Source organism: Pseudoxanthomonas kaohsiungensis (genome assembly GCF_010211765.1).
Classification (GTDB): Bacteria; Pseudomonadota; Gammaproteobacteria; order Xanthomonadales; family Xanthomonadaceae; genus Pseudoxanthomonas; species Pseudoxanthomonas kaohsiungensis.
In genome coordinates this window covers 1-23,529 of record NZ_PDWO01000024.1, presented here as the reverse complement: position 1 = coordinate 23,529, position 23,529 = coordinate 1, and the positions used below count along the sequence as shown (strand labels likewise).

General features: G+C 69.7%; 17 protein-coding genes. 4 read left to right on the top strand and 13 right to left on the bottom strand.

Annotated elements, in window-relative coordinates; all coding sequences use genetic code 11:
* Positions 1 to 35: 35 nt before the first annotated feature.
* The 9 genes from kdpB to CSC66_RS16760 form a co-directional block, all read right to left on the bottom strand.
* Positions 36 to 2,144 (bottom strand): potassium-transporting ATPase subunit KdpB, encoded by a 2,109-nt coding sequence (gene kdpB / locus CSC66_RS16805; protein WP_162378562.1) that lies wholly within the window; start codon positions 2,142 to 2,144, stop codon positions 36 to 38.
* A gap of 11 nt (positions 2,145 to 2,155) precedes the next feature.
* Positions 2,156 to 3,988, bottom strand: coding sequence for a potassium-transporting ATPase subunit KdpA (locus CSC66_RS16800; protein ID WP_162378561.1), 1,833 nt, complete (start codon positions 3,986 to 3,988; stop codon positions 2,156 to 2,158).
* A 170-nt stretch (positions 3,989 to 4,158) separates the two neighbouring features.
* Positions 4,159 to 4,872, bottom strand: coding sequence for a TorF family putative porin (locus CSC66_RS16795; protein WP_162378560.1), 714 nt, complete (start codon positions 4,870 to 4,872; stop codon positions 4,159 to 4,161).
* A gap of 212 nt (positions 4,873 to 5,084) precedes the next feature.
* The gene (gene secF, locus CSC66_RS16790) at positions 5,085 to 6,050 is read right to left on the bottom strand and encodes a protein translocase subunit SecF (RefSeq protein ID WP_162378559.1); all 966 of its coding nucleotides are present in this window, start codon (positions 6,048 to 6,050) and stop codon (positions 5,085 to 5,087) included.
* A gap of 16 nt (positions 6,051 to 6,066) precedes the next feature.
* Positions 6,067 to 7,908, bottom strand: a complete 1,842-nt coding sequence (gene secD / locus CSC66_RS16785) for a protein translocase subunit SecD (protein WP_162378558.1) — start codon at positions 7,906 to 7,908, stop codon at positions 6,067 to 6,069.
* Positions 7,909 to 7,966: 58 nt separating this feature from the next.
* Complete coding sequence (gene yajC, locus CSC66_RS16780) at positions 7,967 to 8,308, bottom strand: preprotein translocase subunit YajC (protein WP_162378557.1); 342 nt, start codon at positions 8,306 to 8,308, stop codon at positions 7,967 to 7,969.
* A gap of 1,203 nt (positions 8,309 to 9,511) precedes the next feature.
* Positions 9,512 to 10,627 carry a tRNA guanosine(34) transglycosylase Tgt gene (gene tgt / locus CSC66_RS16770; protein WP_162378556.1) on the bottom strand — a complete coding sequence of 372 codons (1,116 nt, stop codon included), beginning with the start codon at positions 10,625 to 10,627 and terminating at the stop codon, positions 9,512 to 9,514.
* An 808-nt stretch (positions 10,628 to 11,435) separates the two neighbouring features.
* Positions 11,436 to 12,488, bottom strand: coding sequence for a tRNA preQ1(34) S-adenosylmethionine ribosyltransferase-isomerase QueA (queA, locus tag CSC66_RS16765; protein ID WP_162378571.1), 1,053 nt, complete (start codon positions 12,486 to 12,488; stop codon positions 11,436 to 11,438).
* Between the two features lie 278 nt (positions 12,489 to 12,766).
* Positions 12,767 to 13,198: an Lrp/AsnC family transcriptional regulator gene (locus CSC66_RS16760; protein ID WP_162378555.1), complete on the bottom strand. Its 432-nt coding sequence runs from the start codon at positions 13,196 to 13,198 to the stop codon at positions 12,767 to 12,769.
* 131 nt (positions 13,199 to 13,329) lie between these two features.
* Between CSC66_RS16760 and CSC66_RS16755 the strand changes: the two genes are divergently transcribed.
* The gene (locus tag CSC66_RS16755; RefSeq protein ID WP_162378554.1) at positions 13,330 to 14,826 is read left to right on the top strand and encodes an aminotransferase class III-fold pyridoxal phosphate-dependent enzyme; all 1,497 of its coding nucleotides are present in this window, start codon (positions 13,330 to 13,332) and stop codon (positions 14,824 to 14,826) included.
* A gap of 983 nt (positions 14,827 to 15,809) precedes the next feature.
* Here the strand turns inward: CSC66_RS16755 and CSC66_RS16750 are convergent.
* The 3 genes from CSC66_RS16750 to CSC66_RS16740 are packed head-to-tail and all read right to left on the bottom strand — an operon-like array spanning position 15,810 to position 19,008.
* Positions 15,810 to 16,427 carry an inorganic diphosphatase gene (locus tag CSC66_RS16750; protein ID WP_162378553.1) on the bottom strand — a complete coding sequence of 206 codons (618 nt, stop codon included), beginning with the start codon at positions 16,425 to 16,427 and terminating at the stop codon, positions 15,810 to 15,812.
* Positions 16,428 to 16,474: 47 nt separating this feature from the next.
* On the bottom strand, positions 16,475 to 17,842 hold the full coding sequence (locus CSC66_RS16745) for a purple acid phosphatase family protein (RefSeq protein ID WP_162378552.1): 1,368 nt from the start codon (positions 17,840 to 17,842) through the stop codon (positions 16,475 to 16,477).
* An 8-nt stretch (positions 17,843 to 17,850) separates the two neighbouring features.
* Positions 17,851 to 19,008, bottom strand: coding sequence for a phytase (locus CSC66_RS16740; RefSeq protein ID WP_162378551.1), 1,158 nt, complete (start codon positions 19,006 to 19,008; stop codon positions 17,851 to 17,853).
* Between the two features lie 171 nt (positions 19,009 to 19,179).
* Here CSC66_RS16740 and CSC66_RS16735 point away from each other — a divergent pair, with 171 nt between their 5' ends.
* On the top strand, positions 19,180 to 21,525 hold the full coding sequence (locus CSC66_RS16735) for a TonB-dependent receptor plug domain-containing protein (protein WP_162378550.1): 2,346 nt from the start codon (positions 19,180 to 19,182) through the stop codon (positions 21,523 to 21,525).
* A gap of 112 nt (positions 21,526 to 21,637) precedes the next feature.
* Positions 21,638 to 22,270 carry a uracil phosphoribosyltransferase gene (upp, locus tag CSC66_RS16730; RefSeq protein ID WP_162378549.1) on the top strand — a complete coding sequence of 211 codons (633 nt, stop codon included), beginning with the start codon at positions 21,638 to 21,640 and terminating at the stop codon, positions 22,268 to 22,270.
* 64 nt (positions 22,271 to 22,334) lie between these two features.
* On the opposite strand, the gene CSC66_RS16725 is transcribed toward upp, so the two are convergent.
* Positions 22,335 to 22,793: an SRPBCC family protein gene (locus CSC66_RS16725; protein ID WP_162378548.1), complete on the bottom strand. Its 459-nt coding sequence runs from the start codon at positions 22,791 to 22,793 to the stop codon at positions 22,335 to 22,337.
* Between the two features lie 294 nt (positions 22,794 to 23,087).
* On the opposite strand from CSC66_RS16725, the gene CSC66_RS16720 reads away from it, so the two are divergent.
* The coding region (locus CSC66_RS16720) for an IS110 family transposase (RefSeq protein WP_162378547.1) at positions 23,088 to 23,529 on the top strand (442 nt) is incomplete at its 3' end.

Sequence of the window (23,529 nt, the reverse complement as noted above, 5' to 3'; positions counted from 1 at the left end):
GCCGCGCGGTTCAACCGCACGGCCCGGCGCATCGTTCAGGCGCCGACGGTGGCCGCCAGCAGCATGTCGATCAGCTTGATCGCGGCGAACGGCAGCAGCACGCCGCCGACGCCGTAGACCAGCATGTTCCTGCGCAGCAGCGCGGTCGCACTGGCCGGGCGGAAGCGCACGCCGCGCAGCGCCAGCGGAATCAGCAGCGGGATGATGATGGCGTTGAAGACCAGCGCCGCGAGCACCGCGTTGGTCGGGCTGGACAGGCGCATGACGTCCAGCGCGGCCAGCGAAGGGATGGCCGCGGCGAACAGCGCCGGCAGGATCGCGAAGTACTTGGACACGTCGTTGGCCAGCGAGAAGGTGGTCAACGCACCGCGCGTGACCAGCTGCTGCTTGCCCACCCGCACCACTTCCAGCAGCTTGGCCGGATCGGAGTCCAGGTCGACCATGTTGCCGGCCTCCTTGGCCGCCTGGGTGCCCGAGTTCATCGCCAGGCCGACGTCGGCCTGGGCCAGCGCCGGCGCGTCGTTGGTGCCGTCGCCGACCATCGCCACCAGGCGGCCACCGGCCTGCTCCTGGCGGATGCGGGCCAGCTTGTCCTCCGGACGGGCCTGGGCGATGTAGTCGTCCACGCCCGCCTCGGCGGCGATGGCCGCGGCGGTGAGCGGGTTGTCGCCGGTGATCATCACCGTGCGGATGCCCATCGCCCGCATCTGCGCGAACTTCTCCTTGATGCCGTGCTTGACCACGTCGGACAGCTCGATCACGCCCAGCAGGTAGCGGCCTTCGCTGACCACCAGCGGGGTGGCGCCGCCACGCGCGACCTGCTCGACCCGGCCGACCAGTTCGGCGGGCACGTCCCCGCCCAGCGAGCGCACGTGCTGGACGATCGCATCCATCGCGCCCTTGCGGATGCTGCGGGCGGCGCTTCCAGGGGACGCGATGTCCACGCCCGACATGCGGGTCTGCGCGCTGAACGGGACGAACTGCGCACCGGCCGGCTCGTCGAGCGGGGCGCCGGGCACGCGCGCCAGCCTGACGATCGACTTTCCCTCGGGGGTCGGGTCGGCCAGCGAGGCCAGCAGCGCGGCTTCGCGCAACTGCGTGTCGTCGACCCCGGCCAGGGCATGGAACGCGGTGGCCTGGCGGTCGCCGTGGGTGATCGTCCCGGTCTTGTCCAGCAGCAGCACGTCCACGTCGCCGGCCACTTCCACCGCCTTGCCCGACTTGGCCAGCACGTTCGAGGCCAGCGCGCGGTTCATGCCGGCGATGCCGATCGCCGGCAGCAGGCCGCTGATCGTGGTCGGGATCAGGCAGACCAGCAGCGCCACCAGCAGCAGCGGATCGAGGGTGGCGCCGACGAAGCCGGCGATGAATGGCAGGGTCGCCACCACGACCAGGAAGGTCAGGGTCATCGTCGCCAGCAGCAGGCCCAGCGCGATCTCGTTCGGGGTCTTCTGCCGGTTGGCGCCTTCCACCAGCGAGATCATCCGGTCCAGGAAGCTGTGGCCGGGCTCGGCGGTGATCCTGACCACGATCTCGTCGGACAGCACGTGGGTGCCGCCGATCACGCCGGACCGGTCGGTGCCGGCCTCGCGCAGCACCGGTGCCGATTCGCCGGTGACGGCCGATTCGTTGATGGTGGCCAGTCCGCGCACGATCTCGCCGTCGGCCGGGACTTGGTCGCCGGCCGAGACGATCACGTAGTCGCCGGGACGCAGCTCGGCGGCGGGAATGCGCGCCTCGGCACCGCCCAGCACGGTGTTGACCCGGCGCGCCACCAGGTCCTTGCGCGCACGCCGCAGCGAAGCGGCCTGGCCGCGACCTCGGGCCTCGGCCACCGCCTCGGCGAAGTTGGCGAACAGCACGGTGGCGAACAGCAGCGCGGTGACCGCCCAGCCCAGTGCAGGCGAGCTGGCCTTGCCGGCCAGGGTCAGGCCGGCGGTGAGCAGCGTGCCCAGCCAGACCACGGCCATCACCGGGTTGGCGAAGGCATGGCGCGGGGCGAGTTTGACGAAGGAGCTGGCGATGGCGCTGCGCAAGCCGGCGCCGTCGAGCACGGCCGTGCGGGTGCGCGAATGCGCGTGGGCATGGCCGGCCGCGGCGCTGCCGGACGCAGCACGATCGCCTGGGATGACAGATTGGTTCATGGGGGGTTTCCTCAGGACATCGCCAGCGAGAGGTGGTCGGCCACCGGACCGAGCACCAGCGCGGGCATGAACTGCAACAGGGTCAGGATCACGATCACGGCGACCAGGGTCAGGGCGAAGGTGGGGGTTTCCACCTGCAGCGTGCCCGGGCCATCGGCAACGGCGGCGCGCTTGGCGCCGAGGCGCGCGGCGATCACCAGCGGGATGATCAGCGCCGGGTAGCGGCCCAGGGCCAGCACCACCACGCAGCTGAGGTTCCACCAGTAAGTCGCATCGCCCAGGCCTTCGAAGCCGGAACCGTTGTTGGCGAAGGCCGAGGTGTACTCGTAGAACACCTGGCTGATGCCGTGGAAGGACGGATTGGAATTGCCGGTGATCGAAGGCACCGCCAGGGCCAGCGCGGTCAGTCCCAGCAGCACCAGCGGCTGCAGCACGACCAGCACCGCCAGCAGCTTCACCTCGCCGGCTTCGATCTTGCGCCCGAACAGCTCCGGGGTGCGCCCGGTCATCAGGCCGGCCAGGAACACCGCCAGCAGCAGGTAGACCAGGAACTGCTGCAATCCGCAGCCGATGCCGCCCCAGGTCGAGTTCACCAGCATGTTGCCGATGGTGACCAGCCCGGTGAGCGGCGCCAGCGAATCGTGCATCGAGTTGACCGAGCCATTGGAGGTCTGCGTGGTCAGCGTCGCCCACAACGCGGATGCCTCGGCGCCGAAGCGCACCTCCTTGCCTTCCATCAACGCGATGTCGGCGGCGGTGGACGAATGCGCCTCCGACCACATGGCCAGGCCGGTGGAGACCAGCGACATGCCCAGCATCGTGCCGAACACCAGCGCGGTGAACTTCCGCCGTCCGGTGAAGGGACTGACCATGAAGGCCACGCTCACCGGCACCAGGATCAGCGCCAGGGTCTGCAGCACGTTCGAGAACGGCGTGGGATTCTCGAGCGGCACGGCGCTGTTGGGGCCGTACCAGCCGCCGCCGTTGGTGCCCAGCTGCTTGATCGCCACCATCGGCGCGACCGGGCCCAGGGGAATCTTCTGCGCCGCCATCTCCGCCTGCGCGTCGACCGGCGCGGCCACCGGCCCGCCCTGCAGCGTGGCCGGCACGCCCTGCCAGGTCAGCAGGAGCGACCAGGCCAGCGCCAGCGGCAGCATGAAGCGCACCGTGGGACGCAGCACGTCGGCCCAGTAGTTGCCGACGTCGAGGTCCGCTGCACCGGACTGCTGCATCGCTCGGCGCGGATCCATTGAATCCGGCTGTTGCCCTCCATGGCGCAACATGGCCGGCTGCGGATCGCCCTGCCCGGCCATCCATGGCCGGGCGCCCGCTGCCACGGACGATGCCGATAGGGCATCGCCCGCGGGCGCTCGCCCACCGAACAGGCCGCGCAGCGTCGCCACCACCAGGGCCAGGCCCATCATCGGCGTGACCACCTGCAGGCCGGTGATGCACATCGCGTGCGACAGGAACGAGAGCTGCGCCTGCCCGGAGTAGTGCTGCTGGTTGGTGTTGGTGAGGAACGAGACCATGGTGTGCAGGGCCAGGTCCCAGCGCATGTTCGGCGCTTCGTTGGGATTGAACGGCAGCCAGGCCTGGGTCATCAGCACGATCCAGACGATGCCGCCCAGCACCACGTTGCTGGCCAGGAAGGCCGTGGCATAGGCCTTCCAGTCCATGCCCCGCGCCGGGTCGGTGCCGAACAGTCGGTAAAGCGGCCGCTCGATCCAGCCGAACAGCCGGTCGACGCGCATCGGCGCGCCACGCATCACCGCGGCCAGGTAACGGCCCAGCGGCCAGCCCAGCGCGATGGCGAGCGCAAAAACGGTGAAGAACTCGATCATGGCTTACGCCTCGGGAGAGAGCCCGCCCTGCGGGCGGCGATGTGACGGGAAGAGCCCGCGCTGCGGGAGTTGGTGTGACGTGTCAGGAGCAGGAACAGCAAGCCGGCGCCGGCGAAAAGGAACGCCAGCGCCAACAGCAGGTGGACCATGTCCATCCACATGGCCATGGCTCAGAACGAGGCCTGCAGCGCCGCTTCGAGGCGCGAGCCGGCCAGGCCGGGGAACAGGCGCTCCGCGCCGCCGTCGGTGTCGTGCGCGGTCACCCGCAGCTCGAACGGGGCCCTGAACGCCCACACCGCGCCCAGCTGCGCATGCGAGTAGCTTTCGCCATGGGCGTCCTCGAGCCAGTAGTGGCCGACCGCGCCTTCGATGCGGAAGGCATCGCCCAGCGGCAGGCGCCCTCCCAGCTGCGCGTAGGTGCCCGCCTCGCCGCTGGCCAGCGCATCGTTCGACCAGCCCGCCTGCAGCCAGGCGTTGCCCTTCCAGGTGGCCGTGGCCAGCAGCTCGGTCCAGTCGAGATCGACGGTGGTGGACGGGTACGCGTAGTGGGTCAGGTTCACGTCCAGGGCGAAGTCGTCGGAGAGGTCACCGCTCCAGCCGGCGATGAAGTCCAGCTCGGAGCTGGCGCGCGTTTCGGGGGCGAATTCGACGTTGGATCCCCAGACCGACGCATACAGCCCGTTGTCGGCGGCCACGCGCACGCCGGCCTGCACGGCCGGGTCGCCCTGGGTCTGGGTGGTGCCGCGCCAGACGTAGTCGGTCCCCAGGGCGGCCGAACCGCCCACGGTGACCGCGTGGGCGGCAGGAACGAAGGCCAGGGCGAGCAGGGCCGGCAGGATGCCGGCGCTGCGGGTGGAGCGTGTTGCGCGAAGCAGGGAGGTCATTGACGTAGTCCGGGCGGAGGGATTCCGCCGATGGCGAAAGTCTGGTCCCCTGCCCCGTAAAGCCTCCATCGGCCGCCGCGCGGGAAGCGTAAATTCCCCGTAAACAACCGTCGCAACCCCGAAGCCCGCGATTGTCCCAGGGCAGCCTTCCGGCCAAAAAAAAAAGGCCGCCTAACGGCGGCCTTCCTTTGCTTGCAGGGCAACGGTCGGGATCAGGGGCGGCGCGCCAGCGCCTCCTCGTCCTTGGCCTTGGGCAGCAGGTCCTGCTTGGTCACCTTCAGCGGGCCGACCGTCAGCATCGGGCAGGCGATGAAGATCGAAGACAGGGTGCCGATCACCGCGCCGATCATCTGGCTCAGCGCCAGGCCTTCGAGCGAACCGCCGCCGTACAGGTACAGCGCCAGCACCGACAGGAAGAACACCAGCGAGGTGATGATGGTGCGCGACAGGGTCTGGTTGATCGAGCGGTTCATCACCTCCAGCGGCTCCACGCGCAGGCTGCGGAAGTTCTCGCGGACGCGGTCGAACACGACGATGGTGTCGTTGATCGAGAAGCCCATCACCGCCAGCAGGCCGGCGAGCACGGTCAGGTCGAAGTCGCGGCCGGTCCAGGAGAAGAACGCGGCCGTCACCAGCACGTCGAACAGCGTGGTCACGGTGGCGACCACCGCGAACTTCCATTCGAAGCGGAAGCCGATGTAGATCAGGAAGCCGACCACCACGAACAGCGCCGCGTACAGGCCGTTGCGGGCCAGCTCGTCGCCTACCTGCGGGCCGACGAACTCGGTGCGCAGCAGGTGCGCCTGGTTGTCCGGCAGCGAGGCCGCGGCCAGCACGTCCTGGGCGGTGCGGTTGTTGGCGTCGGTGGTGGTCTGGCCGTCGCGCGGCTGCAGCCGGACCAGCAGGTCCGTGCCGCTGCCGAAGCTCTGCACCTGGGCGCCCTCGTAGCCGGCGTCGGCCAGGCGCTCGCGCACCCCGTCGATGCTCGCCGGGCGGTCGAAGCGCACCTCCACCACGGTGCCGCCGGTGAAGTCCAGCGCGTAGTTGAAGCCATTGAGGACGATGGTGCCGATCGAGGCGGCGAACAGCAGCGCGGCGATGGCCAGGGACACCCAGCGCATCCGCATGAAGTCGATGCGGGTGTCGTTGGGGATCAGGGTCAGCGGGAAGATCTTCATGTGCGTTCCGTTCCCGTCAGATGGCCAGGGACTTGAGCTTCTTGCGGCGGGCGTAGACCAGGGTCACGATCGCGCGCGAGACGGTGATGGCGGTGAACATCGAGGCCAGCACGCCGATCACCAGGGTGACGGCGAAGCCCTTCAGCGGGCCGGTGCCGAACGCGTACAGGGCGATGCCGGCGATGATCGCGGTCAGGTTGGCGTCGAGGATGGTGCCGCCCGCCTTGTCGTAGCCGGAGACGATCGCCGTCTTCGGCGGCACCCCGGCGCGCAGCTCCTCGCGGATGCGCTCGTTGATCAGCACGTTGGCGTCCACCGACAGGCCGATCGACAGGGCCAGGCCGGCGAAGCCCGGCAGGGTCATGGTCGCACCGAAGATCGACATGACGGCAACGACGATGAGCAGGTTGAACAACAGCGCCATGCCGGTGATCACGCCGAACATGCGGTAGTAGACGGCGAAGAACACCAGGGTGAACAGGAACGCGTACAGGACCGCGGTCACGCCGCGCTCCACGTTCTCCTTGCCCAGGCTCGGGCCGACGATGCGTTCCTCGACGAAGTCCATCGGCGCGGCCAGCGAACCGGCGCGCAGCAGCTTGGCCAGGTCCTCGGCCTCGGTCTTCTCCAGGCCCGTGGTCTGGAACTGCTTGCCGAACACGCCCTGGATGTTGGCCACCGAGATGACCTCCTCCTTGACCCGGAAGCTGCGCACCTCCTCGCCGTTGACCTCGGTCACCTGCGGGATGCGCTCGGTGTAGACCACCGCCATCGGCTTGCCGACGTTGGCGCTGGTGAAGTCGAACATGCGGTCGCCGCCGACGTTGTTCAGGGTCACGCTGACCGCCGGCTGGCCGTTCTGGTCGATGGTGGTGGTCGCGGCGACCATCTGGTCGCCGGTGACGATCACGCGCTTGCTCAGCAGCTCGGGGCGGCCGTCGCGGCGGTAGAACACCTTGGCTTCCGGCGGCACCCGGCCGCTGGCCACGGCATCGGCGGCATTGCCTTCGATCACCGCGCGGTATTCCAGGGTCGCGGTGGCGCCGATCATGCGCTTGGCCGCCGCGGTGTCCTGCACGCCGGGCAGCTGCACGACGATGCGGTCGTTGCCCTGGCGCTGGATGATCGGCTCGGCCACGCCCAGCTCGTTGACGCGGTTGCGCAGGGTGGCGATGTTCTGCTCGATCGCCGAGCCGGCGATGGAGGTCAGTTCGGTCTCCGGGATCCGCACCACCAGGCGATTGCCCTCGCCTTCCACGGTCATGGCCGGCATGACCTTGGCCAGCTGCGCGCGCGCGGCGGCCGGGTCGGCGTCGCTGGCCAGGTTGATGGCGATGCTGTGGTCGGGGCGACGGTCGACCGCGGTGTAGCGGATGCGGTTGTCGCGCAGGGTGACGCGCACGTCCTCGACGTAGGCATCCACGCGCTTCTCCAGCGCCGCCTTCTGGTCGACCTGGAGGACGAAGTGCACGCCGCCCTGCAGGTCCAGGCCCAGCACCATCGGCTGCGCGCCCAGGCGGTCGAGCCACGGCGGCACGTTCGACGCCAGGTTGAGGGCGACGGTGTAGTTCTCGCCGAGGTTGCCGCGCAGGGTATCGGCGGCCAGGGTCTGGGCGTCGGCGTCGGCCAGGCGCACCAGCAGGCTCTCGTTCTCCACCGCCACCGACTTCGGCTGCACGCCTGCCTCGGAAAGGTAGCCACCCACGCGGGTCCTGAGCACCTCGTCCAGCACCGCGCCGCGGTTGGCGGTGACCTGCACGGCGTAATCGCTCTGGAACACGTTGGGCAGCGCGTAAACCACGCTCAGCGCCAGCACGAGCAGGATGACGAAGTACTTCCAGCGGGGAAATTCGAGCATTGCGGAACCCCGCGCGGCCCCGCCGCGCGGGACCACGCTCAACGGTGGGATGGGAGGATCAGGCGGACTTCAGGGTGCCCTTGGGCAGGACGTTGCCGATGGCGCCCTTCTGCACGCGGATGCGGACGTTGTCGGCGATCTCGACGGTGACGAAGTTGTCGCCGATGTCGGTGACCACGCCGGCCAGGCCGCCCGAGGTCAGGACCTCGTCGCCGCGCGACAGCTTGTCCAGCATCGCCTTGTGTTCCTTCTGCCGCTTCATCTGCGGGCGGATCATCAGGAAGTACATGATCGCGATCAGGATGATCGGGAACAGCAGCATGCCGAAGCCACCGCCCTGCGGCTGGCCGGCGGCGGCCTGGGCGTGGGCGGTCGGGATCAGGAAATCGAGGAAGCTCATCGGGATCGTCCGGTTGTGCGGAAAATAGCCGCGGATTATGCCATAGGGACGCAGCGGCCCCTTTCCAAGCCCGTTCGGACCGTTTTTCGCGGCCGGGGGTTCCCGGCGGCACCCCCGGCCGCCGAACGGTAGCGGCCGGCGCCCGCGGACCGTTGCTCCGCGACCGCCACAGGCTCGCTCCGGACCGGGCCGGGATTACGACCCAGCAGGGACCGCCCCTTCAAGGCGGGTTTCCCGACCAGCCCGCCGCATGGAGGAGTCAAAGCAAAGCCTCGGCGCCGGAAGGGGCCGCCGCACCCCGGGGGCCGGGCTTACCCCTCGGGACGGCATCCTGCCTTTACGAGGGGCCGTGGCACATCCATGTGCCACTTGCGCCCGGCCCCCGGGGTACGACGTCCTCGGGCGACGTGAAGCGCCACCACTTCGCTCGCCAGAGGCTGAGCGCGCACGCCGATCAAAAGCCGCTGCACTGCCTGTAGGAGCCCATCCTCATGGGCGACCAGGGCGTCTCACCGCCAGGGCGTCGTCCGTGCCGACGGCGTCGGGTCGCCGATAAATCGGCTCCTACACATGCAGAGAACGGAGCCGCGACCCGAAGGCCCCTCAGAAGCCGCTGCGCTTCCCGTAGGAGCCCATCCTCATGGGCGACCGGGCGTCTCACGGCCAGGACGTCGTCCATGCCAACGGCGTCGGGTCGCCGATAAATCGGCTCCCACACATGCAGAGCGGAGCCGCGACCCGAAAGCCCCTCAGAAGCCGCTGCGCTTCCTGTAGGAGCCCATCCTCATGGGCGACCAGGGCGTCTCACCGCCAGGGCGTCGTCCGTGCAGACGGCGTCGGGTCGCCGATAAATCGGCTCCTACACATGCAGAGAACGGAGCCGCGACCCGAATGCTCACGAAGACGCGGTGGGCCGGGGGTGTCGCGGGAGCGGACAGGGATGTCCGCGCCGGATCGTCGGCACAGGGACGTGCCGCCGATCCGGCCGCGACAGCCCCGCCCATCGCGGCTCCCGCCGAAGCCGACCTCGACGGGCGCTCCTGCGGTTGCGGTTGCGGTTGCGGTTGCGGTTGCGGTTGCGGTTGCGGTTGCGGTTGCGGTTGCGGTTGCGGTTGCGGTTGCGGTTGCGGTTGCGGTTGCGGTTGCGGTTGCGGTTGCGGTTGCGGTTGCGGTCATCGAGTCCCGCAGGCACACCGCCCGGCCCTACCCGCCGCGCGCGGCGTAGAACGCCCTGCGGAACGCCTCGAACCGCCCCTGCGCGATCGCCTCGCGCATGTCCGCCATCAGCTTCTGGTAGTACCAGAGGTTGTGCAGCGTGCCGAGCATCGGCGCGAGCATCTCGTTGCAGCGGTCCAGGTGGCGCAGGTAGCTGCGGGTATAGCCGCCGGCGCAGGCCACGCAGCCGCAGCCCGGCTCGATCGGGTCCAGGTCGCGCTCGTACTTCGCATTGCGGATGCGCACCGTGCCGAACGAGGTGAAATAGTGGCCGTTGCGCGCATTGCGCGTCGGCATCACGCAGTCGAACATGTCCACGCCGCGGGCCACGCCTTCGACCAGGTCCTCGGGACGGCCCACGCCCATCAGGTAGCGCGGCCGGTCGGCCGGCAGGCGCGGATGCAGGTGCTCGAGCATCGCATTGCGCTCGTGCTCGGGCTCGCCGACCGCCAGCCCGCCGATCGCGTAGCCGTCGAAGCCGATGGCCTGCAGCCCGTCGAGCGAACGGCTGCGCAGGTCCGGATACACGCTGCCCTGGACGATGCCGAACAGCGCCGCGTCGTTGCCCAGGCCGTCGTGCGCGTCGCGCGAGCGCCGCGCCCAGCGCAGGCTCAGCTCCATCGATCGGCGCGCCACGTCCTCGGTCGCCGGATACGGCGTGCATTCGTCGAAGATCATCACCACGTCCGAGTCGAGCACCTGCTGGATGCGCATGCTCTCCTCCGGGCCGAGGAACACCTTGGCCCCGTCGGTCGGCGAGGCGAAGGTCACGCCCTGCTCGGTGATCTTGCGCCGGTGCGCCAGCGAGAACACCTGGAAGCCGCCGGAGTCGGTCAGGATCGGCCCGTCCCAGCGGGTGAAGCCGTGCAGCCCGCCGTGCGCGCCAATGACGTCGAGGCCCGGGCGCAGGTAAAGGTGGAAGGTATTGCCGAGGATGATTTCCGCACCCAGCGCGCGCACCTGGTCCGGCAGTACGCCCTTGACCGAACCATAGGTGCCCACCGGCATGAACGCCGGCGTCTCCACCGTGCCGCGCGGGAAAGCCAGGCGGCCGCGCCGGGCGGCGCCATCGGTGCTCTGGAGCTGGAACTGCAGTCGGGACATGGAACCGGTCGGGCTTGCGGGGCCGTATTGTCGCCGATCGCCGGGGAATGGGGGCGGAGCGCGGCGCTCCAGCCGGATCCCGAACCGTGAAAAGCGCAGGGGGCCTGGCTCCGGACGGGGCCGCCGCACCCCGGGGGCGGCTTACCCCTCGGGACGGCCTCCCAGCGACGATGCGCTATCGCCGCTTCGCTCCCTGTAGGAGCCCATCCTCATGGGCGACCGGGCGTCGGACCACGGGCGCGTCGCCTGCGCAGAACGCCTCGGGTCGCCGATGAATCGGCTCCTACACTAAGGAAACAACGCCCTGCACCTTGATCGCCGCCGCGCTCCCTGTAGGAGCCCATCCTCATGGGCGACCGGGCGTCGGACCACGAGCGCGCCGCCTGCGCAGAACGCCTCGGGTCGCCGATGAATCGGCGGCTCCTACACTGAGGAAACAGCGCCCTGCACCTCAATCGCCGCTTCGCTCCTGTAGGAGCCCATCCTCATGGGCGACCGGGCGTCGAACGATGAAGGGTCACCTGCGCCGATGACGTCGGGTCGCCGATGAATCGGCTCCTACATGAAGAGCGAAGCGGCGACCTCGAAGCCCTCCGAAGACGCGGTGGGCCGGGGGTGTCGCGGGAGCGGACAGGGATGTCCGCGCCGGATCGTCGGCACAGGGATGTGCCGCCGAGCCGGCCGCGACACCTCCGGCCCACCGCGGCTCCCGAAGCCGATTGGCACGGCGCTCTTGCAATCGCCGTGGCGGTTGCGGTCGTTCGAAGCCGTCGAAATGGCTCCGATGCGGCACACCCACCCGCAGCCGTTACCGCGGAGACTGCCCCCACAGCAGCATCGCGTCGCCGTACGAGAAGAACCGGTAGCGCTGCTCCACGGCATGCCGGTAGGCGTCGAAAATCCGCTCCTTGCCGGCGAAGGCCGACACCAGCATCAGCAGCGTGCTTTCCGGCAGGTGGAAGTTGGTCAGCAGCGCATCGACGCTGCGGATCCGGTAACCGGGGAAGATGAAGATCCGGGTCTCGCCGGCGAACGGCCGCAGCTCGCCCTCCGGCATCGCCTCGCTGCGGTGCCATGCACTTTCCAGCGCGCGCACCACCGTCGTGCCCACCGCGACTACCCTGCCCCCCGCCTCCCGAGTGCGGCGCACCTGCGCGACCAGCTCGGCGCCCACATTGAGCCACTCGCTGTGCATGGTGTGCTGGCGCACGTCTTCCACCCGCAACGGCTGGAACGTGCCCGCGCCCACGTGCAGGGTCACATGGCCGAACTGGATCCCGTGTTCGCGCAGCGTGGCCAGCAGCGCCTCATCGAAATGCAGGCCGGCGGTGGGCGCGGCCACCGCGCCGACCTGGCGGGCGAACACGGTCTGGTAACGCTCGGCGTCGTCCTGCCCGGGTTCGCGGCGGATGTACGGCGGCAATGGCAGGCGGCCGACCTTGAGCAGCCACGGCTCCAGGCCACCTTCGACCTCGAAGCGCAGCTGGTAGAACTCGCCGTCGCGGCCCAAAACTTCGGCCTGGCCGCCGCCATCGAGCACGATCCGGCTGCCGGGTTTGGGGGACTTGCTCGCGCGTACCTGGGCGCGGGCCTGTTCGTCGGGCAGCAGCCGCTCGATCAGGATCTCCACCCGCCCGCCGCTGTCCTTCTGCCCGAACAGCCGCGCCGGGATCACCCGGGTGTCGTTGAACACCAGCAGGTCGCCCGGCTGCAGCAGGCCCGGCAGGTCGCGCACGTGCAGGTCGGAGAACGCGGCCTGGCCCGGCGGCACCAGCAACAGCCGGCTGGCCGAGCGCTCGGGCAGCGGCGCCTGCGCGATCAGCTCCTCGGGCAGCTCGTAATGGAAGTCGGACTTCTTCAAGGCATCGGCCATGCGTGCAACCGGGCGCCACCGTGCGCCCGCGGAAGCCGGCCATTGTACCGGCCCGGCGCGCGCGGCCCGGGGATCCGTAGAGCGGGGCTTGCCCCGCTGCCGACGCCCGTCGCGCGCGCCGTCGCGGGAGCAGCGGGGCAAGCCCCGCTCTACACGCAACGCCTTCCCGGGAGCAGCGGGGCGAGCCCCGCTCTACACGCAGCGCCTTCCCGGGAGCAGCGGGGCGAGCCCCGCTCTACGGGGGCGGCGACACGTGGCCGCGCGACTCAGCGCTCGAACTTGGTCGACAGCACGATCGAGGTGGACGTGCGCTCGACCCCGTCGATCGCGCCGATCCGGTCGGTCAGCACGTCCATCTGGTGGACATCGCCCACCACGCCCAACGCGACCAGGTCGAAGGAGCCGCTCACCGACTGCAGGGTGCGCACCTCCGGGATCCCGTGCAGCTCCTTGACCACCGCCGCCATCTTCTTGGGCAGCACCGTGATCATGATGTGGGCCCGGATCCGCGCCTGCTCCACACCCTCGTCCACGCGCACGGTGTAGCCGCGGATCACCCCGGCCCGCTCGAGCCGGTCGATCCGGCTCTGCACCGTGGTCCGCGACAGGTCCAGACGGCGGGCGATCTGCGCGGTCGAGGCGCGTGCGTCCTCGCGCAGCAGGGAGAGCAGTTGCTCGTCGGCTTCGGTGATTTTCACTCGCCCATCCTTTTGCCCAGCGTATTTCGTCGATCCGACGAAAAACGCCGGATTCCTGCCGGATCATAGCTGCCAATCGACGAACCCATCCCGATAATAGGGAAAGCATCCGCCGGTCCCGGGAGAACCGCATGTCCATCCTCGCCCCCCTTGCCCCCCTGCGCGCCCACGCCGGCCAGCGCCTGACCGCCGGCCTGGACGACACCACCGTCGCCGGCCTGGCCGCCTCGCACCCCGACCTGGCCGCCGCCATCGCCGCGGCCGCCGCCGAATACGAGCGCGTCCGCGGGGAAGCGGCCGACCTGCTGGACCTGGACGAGGCGGCGCAGATCGACGCCCTGCAGGCCGGCTTCGTCAATTTCTATGCCGACGACTGCGTCACGCCCTACGTGGCCCTGGCCGCGCGCGGCCCCTGGGTGGTCACGCTCAAGGGCGCGGTGCTGTACGACGCCGGCGGCTACGGCATGCTCGGCTTCGGCCACACCCCCGGCCCGGTGCTGGAGGCGATGGCCCGGCCGCAGGTGATGGCGAACGTGATGACCCCCAGCCTGTCCCAGCGCCGCTTCGCCACCGCGCTGCGCGAGCGGATCGGCCAGGGCCGCGGCGGCTGCCCGTACGAGCGCTTCATGTGCCTCAACTCCGGTTCCGAAGCGGTCGGCCTGGCCACCCGCATCGTCGACATCAACGCCAAGCTGCAGACCGACCCCGGTGCGCGCCACGCCGGCGCCACGATCAAGCGGCTGGTGGTCAAGGGCAGCTTCCACGGACGCACCGACCGCCCGGGCCTGTATTCCGATTCCAGCCGCCGCGCCTACGTGCAGCACCTGGCCAGCTATCGTGGCGAAGACTCGGTGATCGTGATCCCGCCCTACGACGTGGCCGCCCTGCGCCAGGCCTTCGCCGAGGCGGGCAAGCGCGGCTGGTTCATCGAGGCGGTGTTCCTGGAGCCGGTGATGGGCGAAGGCGACCCGGGCCGCGCCGTGCCGGTGGAGTTCTACGCCGCCGCGCGCGAGCTCACCGCCGAACACGGCAGCCTGCTGCTGGTCGACTCGATCCAGGCCGGCCTGCGCGCGCACGGCGTGCTGTCGCTGGTGGACTACCCCGGCTTCGAGGGCGTGCAGCCGCCGGACATGGAGACCTATTCCAAGGCGCTCAACGCCGCCCAGTTCCCGCTGTCGGTGCTGGCGGTGACCGCGCACGCCGCCTCGCTGTACCGCAAGGGCGTGTACGGCAACACCATGACCACCAACCCGCGCGCACTGGACGTGGCCTGCGCCACCCTGGCCATGTTCACCCCGCAGGTGCGCGAGAACATCCGCGTGCGTGGCGCCCAGGCGCTGCACAAGCTCGAACAGCTCAAGGCCTCGCTCGGCGGCCTGATCACCAAGGTCCAGGGCACCGGCCTGCTGTTCTCGTGCGAACTGGCCCCGCAGTTCAAATGCTACGGCGCCGGTTCCACCGAGGAGTGGCTGCGCCAGCACGGCGTCAACGTGATCCATGGCGGCGAGAACTCGCTGCGCTTCACCCCGCACTTCGGCATGGACGAGGCAGAACTGGACCTGCTGGTCTCCATGGTCGGCCGCGCCCTGCGCGAGGGGCCGCAGCGGCAGCAGGCGTCGGCGGCCTGAGGCGAGAGGCAGGATCCGGTCTCGGCTCAGGAAGCAGTCGCCGCCGACGGACCCGGAGCGAAGCCGCGGCTCCAGACGCCCGCGCTTGACTGGAAAGGAGCGAAGCCCCGCTCCGGAAGGGGCCGCCGCACCCCCGGGGCCGGGCTTACCCCTCGGGACGGCCTCCTGCCTTTACGAGGGGCCGTGGCACATCCATGTGCCACTTGCGCCCGGCCCCGGGGGTACGGCGTCCTCGGGCGACGTTGGGCGCCACACTCCGTTGGACAGAAGCTGACGCACCCAACGATCAGGCCGCCGTACTTCCTGTAGGAGCCCATCTTCATGGGCGACCGGGGCATCGCATCGCCTGGGTGTCGGTCCTGTCGACGGCGTCGGGTCGCCGATAAATCGGCTCCTACACACACGCAGAGCGGAGTCACGACCCGAAAGCGCCTCAAAAACCGCGTTGCTTCCTGTAGGAGCCCATCCTCATGGGCGACCGGGGCATCTGACCCCTTGGGTGTCGTCCGGGCCGACGGCGTCGGGTCGCCGATAAATCGGCTCCTACACACATGCAGAGCGGAGTCACGACCCGAAAGCGCCTCAAAAACCGCGTTGCTTCCTGTAGGAGCCCATCCTCATGGGCGACCGGGGCATCTGACCGCCGAGGCGCCGTCCGTGCCGACGGCGTCGGGTCGCCGATAAATCGGCTCCTACACACATGCGGAGCGGAGACGCGACCCGAAAGTCCCCCGAAGACGCGATGGGCCGGGGGTGTCGCGGGAGCGGACAAGGATGTCCGCGCCGGATCGTCGGCACAGGGACGTGCCGCCGATCCGGCCGCGACACTTCCGGCCCATCGCGGCTCCCGCCGAAGCCGACCACCACCGGCGCTCCTGCGGTTGCGGTTGCGGTTGTGGTTGTGGTTGCGGTTGCGGTTGCGGTCATGGTTGCCCTGCCTTCGCTCGCTGCCGGAAGCAGGCCGGTGCCATCGCACCCCGCCGCTAGTCCCCGCTGGCGAACCGCGCCAGCGACTCCGCCACCCGCGCGCGCGCCTCGGCGGCGTCGCCCCACCCGGCCAGCCGCACCGCATTGCCGCCTTCCGGCAGGTCCTTGTAGACCCGGAAGAACGCCTCGATCCGCTGCCGCTCGATCGCCGGCAGGTCGGTCACGTCGCGGATGCCGGCATAGGTGGGATCGACCTGGTCGACCGGCACGCCGATGATCTTCTCGTCCTGCTCGCCCTTGTCGGTCATGCGCAGCACCGCGACCGGGCGGAAGCGGACCAGCACGCCCGGATGCAGCGGCTGCCGGGTCAGCACCAGCGCGTCGAGCGGATCGCCGTCGCCGGCCAGCGTGCGCGGCATCGAACCATAGTTGGCCGGATAGGCGACCGGCATCGACAGCACCCGGTCGACGAACACCAGGCCATCGTCGCCGATCTCGTACTTGATCGAGCTGCCTGCGGGAATCTCCACCGCCAGCAGCACCTCCGCCGGCGCCTGCGCCGGCTGCGTGGCCAGGAACGGATGGCCCACGTGCGCATCGCGTGCCCAGGCCGCGACCACCGGCAGCAGAAGCAGCATCACGAAGGCCGGCAGGCGCCGGAACGGAATCGACATGGCGTCCTCGTCAGCAAAAAAATGAGATTCGAAGCGGGCCCCGGCGCCTATTCCCAGCACCGGTCCGCGCGCCCCTTCAGCGTCTTCGCGCGCTCGCACCGGCGCTCGTCGATGCGCCCCTCCGGCAGGTCCACCAGCGATTTCGCACTGCCGTCGTCGCGCAGCTCGAATGCGTCGTACAGGCGCCCGGTGGCGGTGCGCGCCTCGTAGCGCAGGTGCGCGCCATCGATGCGGACGACCTGGAACAGCTGCGTATCCTCGGCCACCGGACGCATGGTCCGTTGCGCCTGCTCCGACAGCCGGTACTGCTTGGCACCCGCCACCGAGACCACGAACACCGGCGTCGGCGCTTCGCCCGGCAGGCGCCGGCCGTAGACATGGTCGTGGCCCTGCAGCACCAGGTCCACCGCATGCCGCCGGATCACCGGCAGCAGGTGCTTGCGCAGCAACGCATTGTCGCGACCGGCGCGCGGCGAGTAGAACGGCTGGTGGGTGACCACGATGTTCCAGCGGTGCGGACTGGCCGCCAGCACCCCGTCGAGCCAGCGCGCCTGTGCCTGCGCCGTGCCCAGGTCCAGCGCCGAGGTGCCATCGATCACCGCCACGCGGACGTCCTGGTAGTCGAACCAGTAACTGGTCCGCTCCGCGCCCGGCGCGCCATTGCCGGGCAGCGCGAACTGCAGCGGCCAGTGCGCGCCGAGGACCCGGCGTTCCCGCGGCGTGTCCTCGAACTCCTCGAAGTACTCGTGGTTGCCCGGCGCCGGCGCCACCGCCATCGAGGTCGGCAGCGATTCGTTGGCCTCGAACCACTCGCCCCATTCGTTGTCGTCCTCGCCATCGCCACCGCTGACCAGGTCGCCCGCGAACAGCGCCAGCCGCGCGTCGGGGGCGTGGCGCATCGCCTCGCGGACCACGCGCGTGGTCAGGCTGACGTTCTTGTTCTGGGTGTCGCCGAAATACAGCAGCGCCAGCGGCGCGCCCGGCGCCGGCGCGGTGCGGGCGTGGTGCCATGCGCTCCAGGTGCCGCCGCCCTGCACGCGCCAGGCGTACAGGGTGTCGGCCAGCAGGCCGTCCACGTCGGCGCGGTGGTGGCGCGCGATGCCGTTCTCGGTGCGCAGCTCGCGCGAGCTGGCCCGCACCTGCCGCGGCGTACCCATGTCCGGCGAATCGCCGGCCGTCACGATCTCCAGCACGGGCGCGGCCACCGTCGCGTCGGTGCGCCAGGCCACCGCGAAGCCATGGGCGGCGTCCTGCGCCGGCGACAGCACGATGCGGTCGGGGAACACGCTCGGCGCATAACGCACGACGCCGGCCGGCACGCGGGTGTTCGGCTCCGGCGCGCGCGTGGCGTCCTGCGCCGACAGCGGCGCGCAGCCGGCGCACAGCAGCAGGCCGAACAGCGCGCGCAGTGGCATGCCCCGGCTCAACGCGCGCACTCCGGCAGCTCCAGCGCCGCGGCGATATCGCGCCAGTCGAACGCGGCCACGCCCAGGTCCAGGTGCGAGGCGTAGAGCACGCCCTGCGGGAAGCGCGCATCGCCGCGCTCGTCCAGCCACACGCCATCGGTCAGCCCGGCCACCTCGCCGGCGAACGAACCCACATGCGCCAGGCTCCGGCGATCGAACAGGTGGAACACCGTGCGGTCGGCGAACTGGTCGCTGGCCACCCACCAGCCGCTGCCGTCGGCGCAACGCATCAGGGCGATGCCCTCGGCCTGGGCCACGTACTGGCCCTTGCCGACGTCGCGCCCGAGGTAGCGGCCCTGCAGGTCGTACTCGCGCAGCAGGGTGCCGGTCGGCACGTCCTCCTCGGCCACCAGCAGGCGGTTGTTGGCCGCGTCGCCGAACAGCGACTCGGGCACGCGGATCGCCCCGGCCGCGCCGGTATCGCCGAAGGCACCGGCATCGCGCGCCGTCCACTTGCCGCCGGCCTGGGTCAATTCATAGCGACGGAAGCGCCTGTCCAGCTGCGCCAGCGGCGGGATGATGTCCTCGCCCTGCGCGTCCTCGCCGGCCATGTACGCGTCGCTGACCAGCACCTCGTAACCCTCGCCCTTCGGCTGCACCCACAAACCGTACGGCTGCTGCAGCGCGTCGGCACCGAAGGCCAGCAGCGGGGTGAAGTCCGGCAGCTGGAACATCTGCACGCGGCGGTTGTCGCGCTCGACCACGAACAGGTAGCGGTCGTCGATGGTGGCCACGCCATTGGGGCGCTGCAGCTGGCCCAGTGCGGTGCCGGTGCCGCCGACCGTGCGCAGGCGCTGGCCGGTATCGCCGTCGTAGACGACCAGCTGGTCGGTCGCCTTGGCGGAGGCCACCAGCATGCGCTTGCCGTCCTGCAGCCAGCTGGCCGGCGAATCGATGTTCTCCTCCGGCGTGGCCGGGGTCACGAAGGCTTCCTTCACCACCACGTGCGCAACGTCATGGTCCCGCAACAGGACGTCGTCAGCCTCGTACTCGTCGGGCTCGCGCGCGTCGGCCGGAGCCGGAGCCGCAACCGGAGTCGCAGCCGGCGCGGGCGGTTCGGCCGAACAGGCGGCAAGCGCAAGCGCGAGCGTCGGCACCAGGAAGCGGAAGTCCATGCAGCGGTCCCCTTTGCGAAGGTTCGAAGAAATGCGAGGCATGCTATGAAGCAATTGTGACAATCGCGAGTAGTGCGATGCGCGGATGACAGCGCGGTTGCGTGTCACATGGGTGCCACATCGCCGGGTGAAAGTTCCGTTCATTTTCCACCCCACGGAACTTCCCTGCAGATGAAACGCCACGCCCTGACCATCGGCCTGTCACACGCCATCGCCTGCGCCGCCCTGTTGCCCGCGGGCGCCGCGTTCGCCTACTCCGCCTCGCCGGACGGCGCCGCCGATCCGGCCGGCGAGCCGCGCCAGCTCGACACCGTGGTGGTGCAGGGCGAGATCACCTACCGCAACCGCACCACCGACATCGCCCCGGTGCTCTCCTACGACCTGGAGTACTTCCAGCGCTTTGAGCCATCCACCGTGGGCGACATGATCAAGCGGCTGCCCAGCGCGGTGTTCGTCTCCGACGTGCTGGAATACGACGCCGTGCAGCTGCGCGGCCTGGCGCCGGGCTACACCCGCGTGCTGATCAACGGCAAGGACGTGCCCGGCGCCGGCGACGACCGCTCGTTCTGGGTGGACCGGATCCCGGCCGAGATGGTCGAGCGGATCGAGATCATCCGCTCCGGCAGCGCCAACCGCTCCGGCGACGCGATCGCCGGTGCGATCAACATCATCCTGCGCGATGCCTACGAGTTCGACGGCGCCTACCTGCGCGTGGGCGCGATGCGCTACGACGACGGCGAAGTGCAGCCGACCTTCGGCGGCGTGGCCTCCGGCGCGGCGCTGGGCGGCCGCTTCCTGGCCGGCTTCAACGTGCAGGACCGCTACAACCCCAAGGTCAAGCGCAGCGACCGCTTCGACAACCCCGACGACAGGAACCTCGTGTCCTGGGAAGACCAGACCGACACGCGCGACGGCCAGGACTACTCGGGCAACGTGTCCTACACCACCGATGTCGGCCAGACCGGCCGGGTGTCGATCGACGGCTTCTACGTGAAGACCGACCGCGAGCAGGTCGAGGTGTCCCACGAGGAGGAATACGACGGCGACGAGGTCGTGACCTCCGACGTACCGGGCTTGACCGAGGTCGACCAGTCCAACTGGGGCCTGGGCGTCGAGTACGCGCAGGACATGGCCGGCGGCACCACCGAGTTCGGCATCAAGTATGCCGGCTTCAAGGACCGCAGCAACGAGAGCGAGGAAAAGATCGAGTTCGTCGACGGGGAGTGGGACGCGCACGAAGCCGAGGCGCTGGACATCGACGTGGACGACCGCGAGACCAGCCTGCAGGCCGCGCACAAGCGCAGCGTCGGCGACTCGGCGGTGCGGATGGAGTTCGGCGTCGACTACCGCGACAAGAAGCGCGACACCACCCACGTCTACTCCGCCTTCGAGGCCGAGGACGAAGGCGATCCGGTGATCTACGAGGCCGACGGCGTGGTCCACAGCCTGATCGACGAAACCCGGCTCGACCCCTACCTGATGTTCTCCAGCGCCGCCGGCGCGCTGTCCTGGGAGGCGGGCCTGCGCTGGGAGACCACCGACTCCGAAATCCGCTACCGCGCCGACCTGGACGAGCCCACCGAAACCGTGTCGCAGGACTACGACGTGCTGCTGCCGTCGGCGCACCTGAAGTGGGACCTGACCGAGGCCAGCCGGATCAACTTCTCGCTGGCCCGCAGCCTGCGCCGCCCTGCGTTCAACGACCTCATCCCGGCCCTGCTGTCGGAGGAGTTCGGCGACAACGACTTCATCGGCAACCCGTTCCTCGAGCCGGAGACCGCCAATGGCCTGGACCTGGGCTTCGAGCACCAGCTCGGCGAGCGCGGCGTGGCCGGCATCAACTTCTTCTACCGCGACGTCAAGGACGTGATCGAGCTGGTCAACACCGGCGTGCCCAACGAGACCGCCTACGACGACTGGGCCGACGACGTCGAGGACTACATGGACGACAACGGCGTCGACCAGGACACCGCCGAGGCGGCGGTGCCGTTCGAGCCGAACAGCTTCATCTACACCATGGACAACGTCGGCGACGGCGAGGTCTGGGGCGTGGAGCTGGACCTGGCCACGCCGCTGACCGCGATCGGCCTGCCCAACACCGGCGTGTTCGCCAACTACTCCTGGCTGGACAGCGAGATCGAGGACTTCATCGGCAAGCGCCGCTTCAACAACCAGGCCAGGTACGTCTACAACGTCGGCTTCATCCAGGACCTGCCGGACCTGGCCGCCTCCTTCGGCGCCAGCTACCGCAAGCAGGGCGATGCGTTCTCGCGCGTGCTCGGCGAAGAAGTGCTCACCACCTACGACGCCGACCTGGAGGTGTTCATCGAGAAGCGCTTCGGCGACAGCTTCTCGGTGCGGCTGAGCGGCGCCAACCTGCTGGACGCGAAGAAGCGCGAGTATTTCAGCAAGTTCGACAACGAGGCCGACCAGGTGGACCGGGATTTCGACGAGTACGAGGAAGAAGCCGAGTGGGCCGGCCCGCGCTACCAGCTGGTGATGCGCTGGTCGTTCTGACCCCGGACGGCGGGGCCACGGAAGGGCCGGCGCGAGCCGGCCCTTGCCGTTTGCGCGCTTCCAACCCGCGGGCGCGTTGAGGCAGACTGCCCGCACATCCGGAGCCGCTGCCATGAAAACCGTCGAAGTCCGCCACCCGCTGGTCCAGCACAAGATCGGCCTGCTGCGCGACGCCGCGCTCAGCACCAAGGGCTTCCGCGAACTGGTCACCGAACTGGGCACCCTGCTCGCCTACGAAGCCACCGCCGACCTGGAGACCGAGGCGGCGACCATGCCCGGCTGGGCCGGCGAGGTGCAGGTGCAGCGGATTGCAGGGGCCAAGATCACCGTGGTGCCGATCCTGCGCGCCGGCCTGGGCATGCTGCCCGGCGTGCTTGCACTGATCCCGGCGGCCAAGGTCAGCGTGGTCGGCCTGCAGCGCGACGAGGAAACGCTGCAGCCGGTGCCCTACTTCGAACGCCTGACCGGCCGCCTGGACGAACGCGACGCGCTGATCCTGGACCCGATGCTGGCCACCGGCGGCACCCTAATCGCCACCATCGACATGCTCAAGCGCGCCGGCGCGCGCCGGATCAAGGGCATCTTCCTGGTCGCCGCGCCCGAAGGCCTGGCCAACCTGGAGGCCGCGCACCCGGACGTGGAGGTGTACACCGCCGCGATCGACCAGCGCCTCAACGAGAAGGGCTACATCCTGCCCGGCCTGGGCGATGCGGGCGACCGGATCTTCGGTACGCGGGTGGAGTGAGGGGCGTCCGGGCGGGCGCCAGCGCGCCTCCGGAAAGGCGGTCGCAGATCAGGTTCAGCGAGGGTCAGCTCGCAGCCCTGGTCTCGCAAAGCCCAACCAGCAGGCGCAGTGCGTTCGGCCAAGCCTGACCCAGGTGCTCCGCCCATTCGGCGGGAACATCCTGGTCGATCACGAGCCGGGTGCCGCCCTGTATCGGCTGGAGCGTGTAGTTCTCGTAGGCCGGCGCCCAGGCGCGCACGGCCTCGCTCGTCGTGTCCTCCTTACCGTCGGCGATGAAGCCGAGGTGGCGGATTGAGATGAACTCGTTCCTTCGGTTCTCGGCGATCTCCGAGACCATCCCGTCCCCGCTTGGCGCCAGGAAGCGGATCCTCGATCCCTCCTCCCAGGAACCCTGGAAGTACGAGCCCTCCGCGAACGCCGAGGTCCACTGCTTGTAGCTGTCGAGGGAAGTGATGTGGTGCCACACCACGTCCGCGGGAGCCTGGATGGTGGTTTCGAACCGGATGCGATTGAGGTCGGGCATGACGATCACCAGGATTGGATGGAAAGCGACTGGGCGACGTCGCTGACCAGCACACCAGGTTGCTGGCTTAGCTGGACGGCGGCACTTCGAACTCGTCGCTGTAACGGCCGATTGTTCTTGGGCCGGGCTTTGGCATGGGAGCCCTCCGAGGGTTGGTCAGGGTGTCCACTGAACCGTAGGAACTACCCGCGGCGGCTTGAATGATGGGATGGACTCCTCCCGCGTCACCACACGGCTTCGATGAGCCAGACCGATACTGGATCGGGACACGGGATCACGAGAGGAGTCCACGCCATGCATGCTAGTACCGTTGCCATCGACCTGGCAAAAGAGGTCTTCGAGCTGGCCTTCGCCAACGACCGCGGCCGGGTCCTGGAGCGCAAGCGCCTGTCGCGCCGGGCCTTCGCCCGGGCCTTGGAGCAGCGCCCACCGCTGCGGGTACTGATGGAGGCCTGCGGCAGCGCCCATTACTGGGCCCGGCGCTTCCAGCGCCTGGGACATGCGGTGCGGTTGCTGCCCGCCCGCGACGTACGCCCGTATGTGCGGGGCAACAAGACCGACCGCAACGATGTGGCCGGGATACTGGAAGCGGACCGCTGCGGTGACATCGCCGGCGTGCCGGTGAAGACACCCGAGCAACAGGGCATCCAGGCGCTGCACCGGCTACGCGAACACCTCAAGGCCGAGCGCACCGCCACGACCAACCTGCTGCGCGGCGTGCTGCGCGAATTCGGGG

Coding starts and splice junctions, on each gene's coding strand:
- CSC66_RS16725 (WP_162378548.1), bottom strand. CDS start 22,793: ATGCCCGACCTCAATCGCATCCGGTTCGAAACCACCATCCAGGCTCCC.
- CSC66_RS16750 (WP_162378553.1), bottom strand. CDS start 16,427: ATGTCGATTCCGTTCCGGCGCCTGCCGGCCTTCGTGATGCTGCTTCTG.
- secD (WP_162378558.1), bottom strand. CDS start 7,908: ATGCTCGAATTTCCCCGCTGGAAGTACTTCGTCATCCTGCTCGTGCTG.
- upp (WP_162378549.1), top strand. CDS start 21,638: ATGAAAACCGTCGAAGTCCGCCACCCGCTGGTCCAGCACAAGATCGGC.
- CSC66_RS16755 (WP_162378554.1), top strand. CDS start 13,330: ATGTCCATCCTCGCCCCCCTTGCCCCCCTGCGCGCCCACGCCGGCCAG.
- secF (WP_162378559.1), bottom strand. CDS start 6,050: ATGAAGATCTTCCCGCTGACCCTGATCCCCAACGACACCCGCATCGAC.
- CSC66_RS16795 (WP_162378560.1), bottom strand. CDS start 4,872: ATGACCTCCCTGCTTCGCGCAACACGCTCCACCCGCAGCGCCGGCATC.
- CSC66_RS16745 (WP_162378552.1), bottom strand. CDS start 17,842: ATGCCACTGCGCGCGCTGTTCGGCCTGCTGCTGTGCGCCGGCTGCGCG.
- CSC66_RS16800 (WP_162378561.1), bottom strand. CDS start 3,988: ATGATCGAGTTCTTCACCGTTTTTGCGCTCGCCATCGCGCTGGGCTGG.
- CSC66_RS16740 (WP_162378551.1), bottom strand. CDS start 19,008: ATGGACTTCCGCTTCCTGGTGCCGACGCTCGCGCTTGCGCTTGCCGCC.
- yajC (WP_162378557.1), bottom strand. CDS start 8,308: ATGAGCTTCCTCGATTTCCTGATCCCGACCGCCCACGCCCAGGCCGCC.
- CSC66_RS16735 (WP_162378550.1), top strand. CDS start 19,180: ATGAAACGCCACGCCCTGACCATCGGCCTGTCACACGCCATCGCCTGC.
- tgt (WP_162378556.1), bottom strand. CDS start 10,627: ATGTCCCGACTGCAGTTCCAGCTCCAGAGCACCGATGGCGCCGCCCGG.
- kdpB (WP_162378562.1), bottom strand. CDS start 2,144: ATGAACCAATCTGTCATCCCAGGCGATCGTGCTGCGTCCGGCAGCGCC.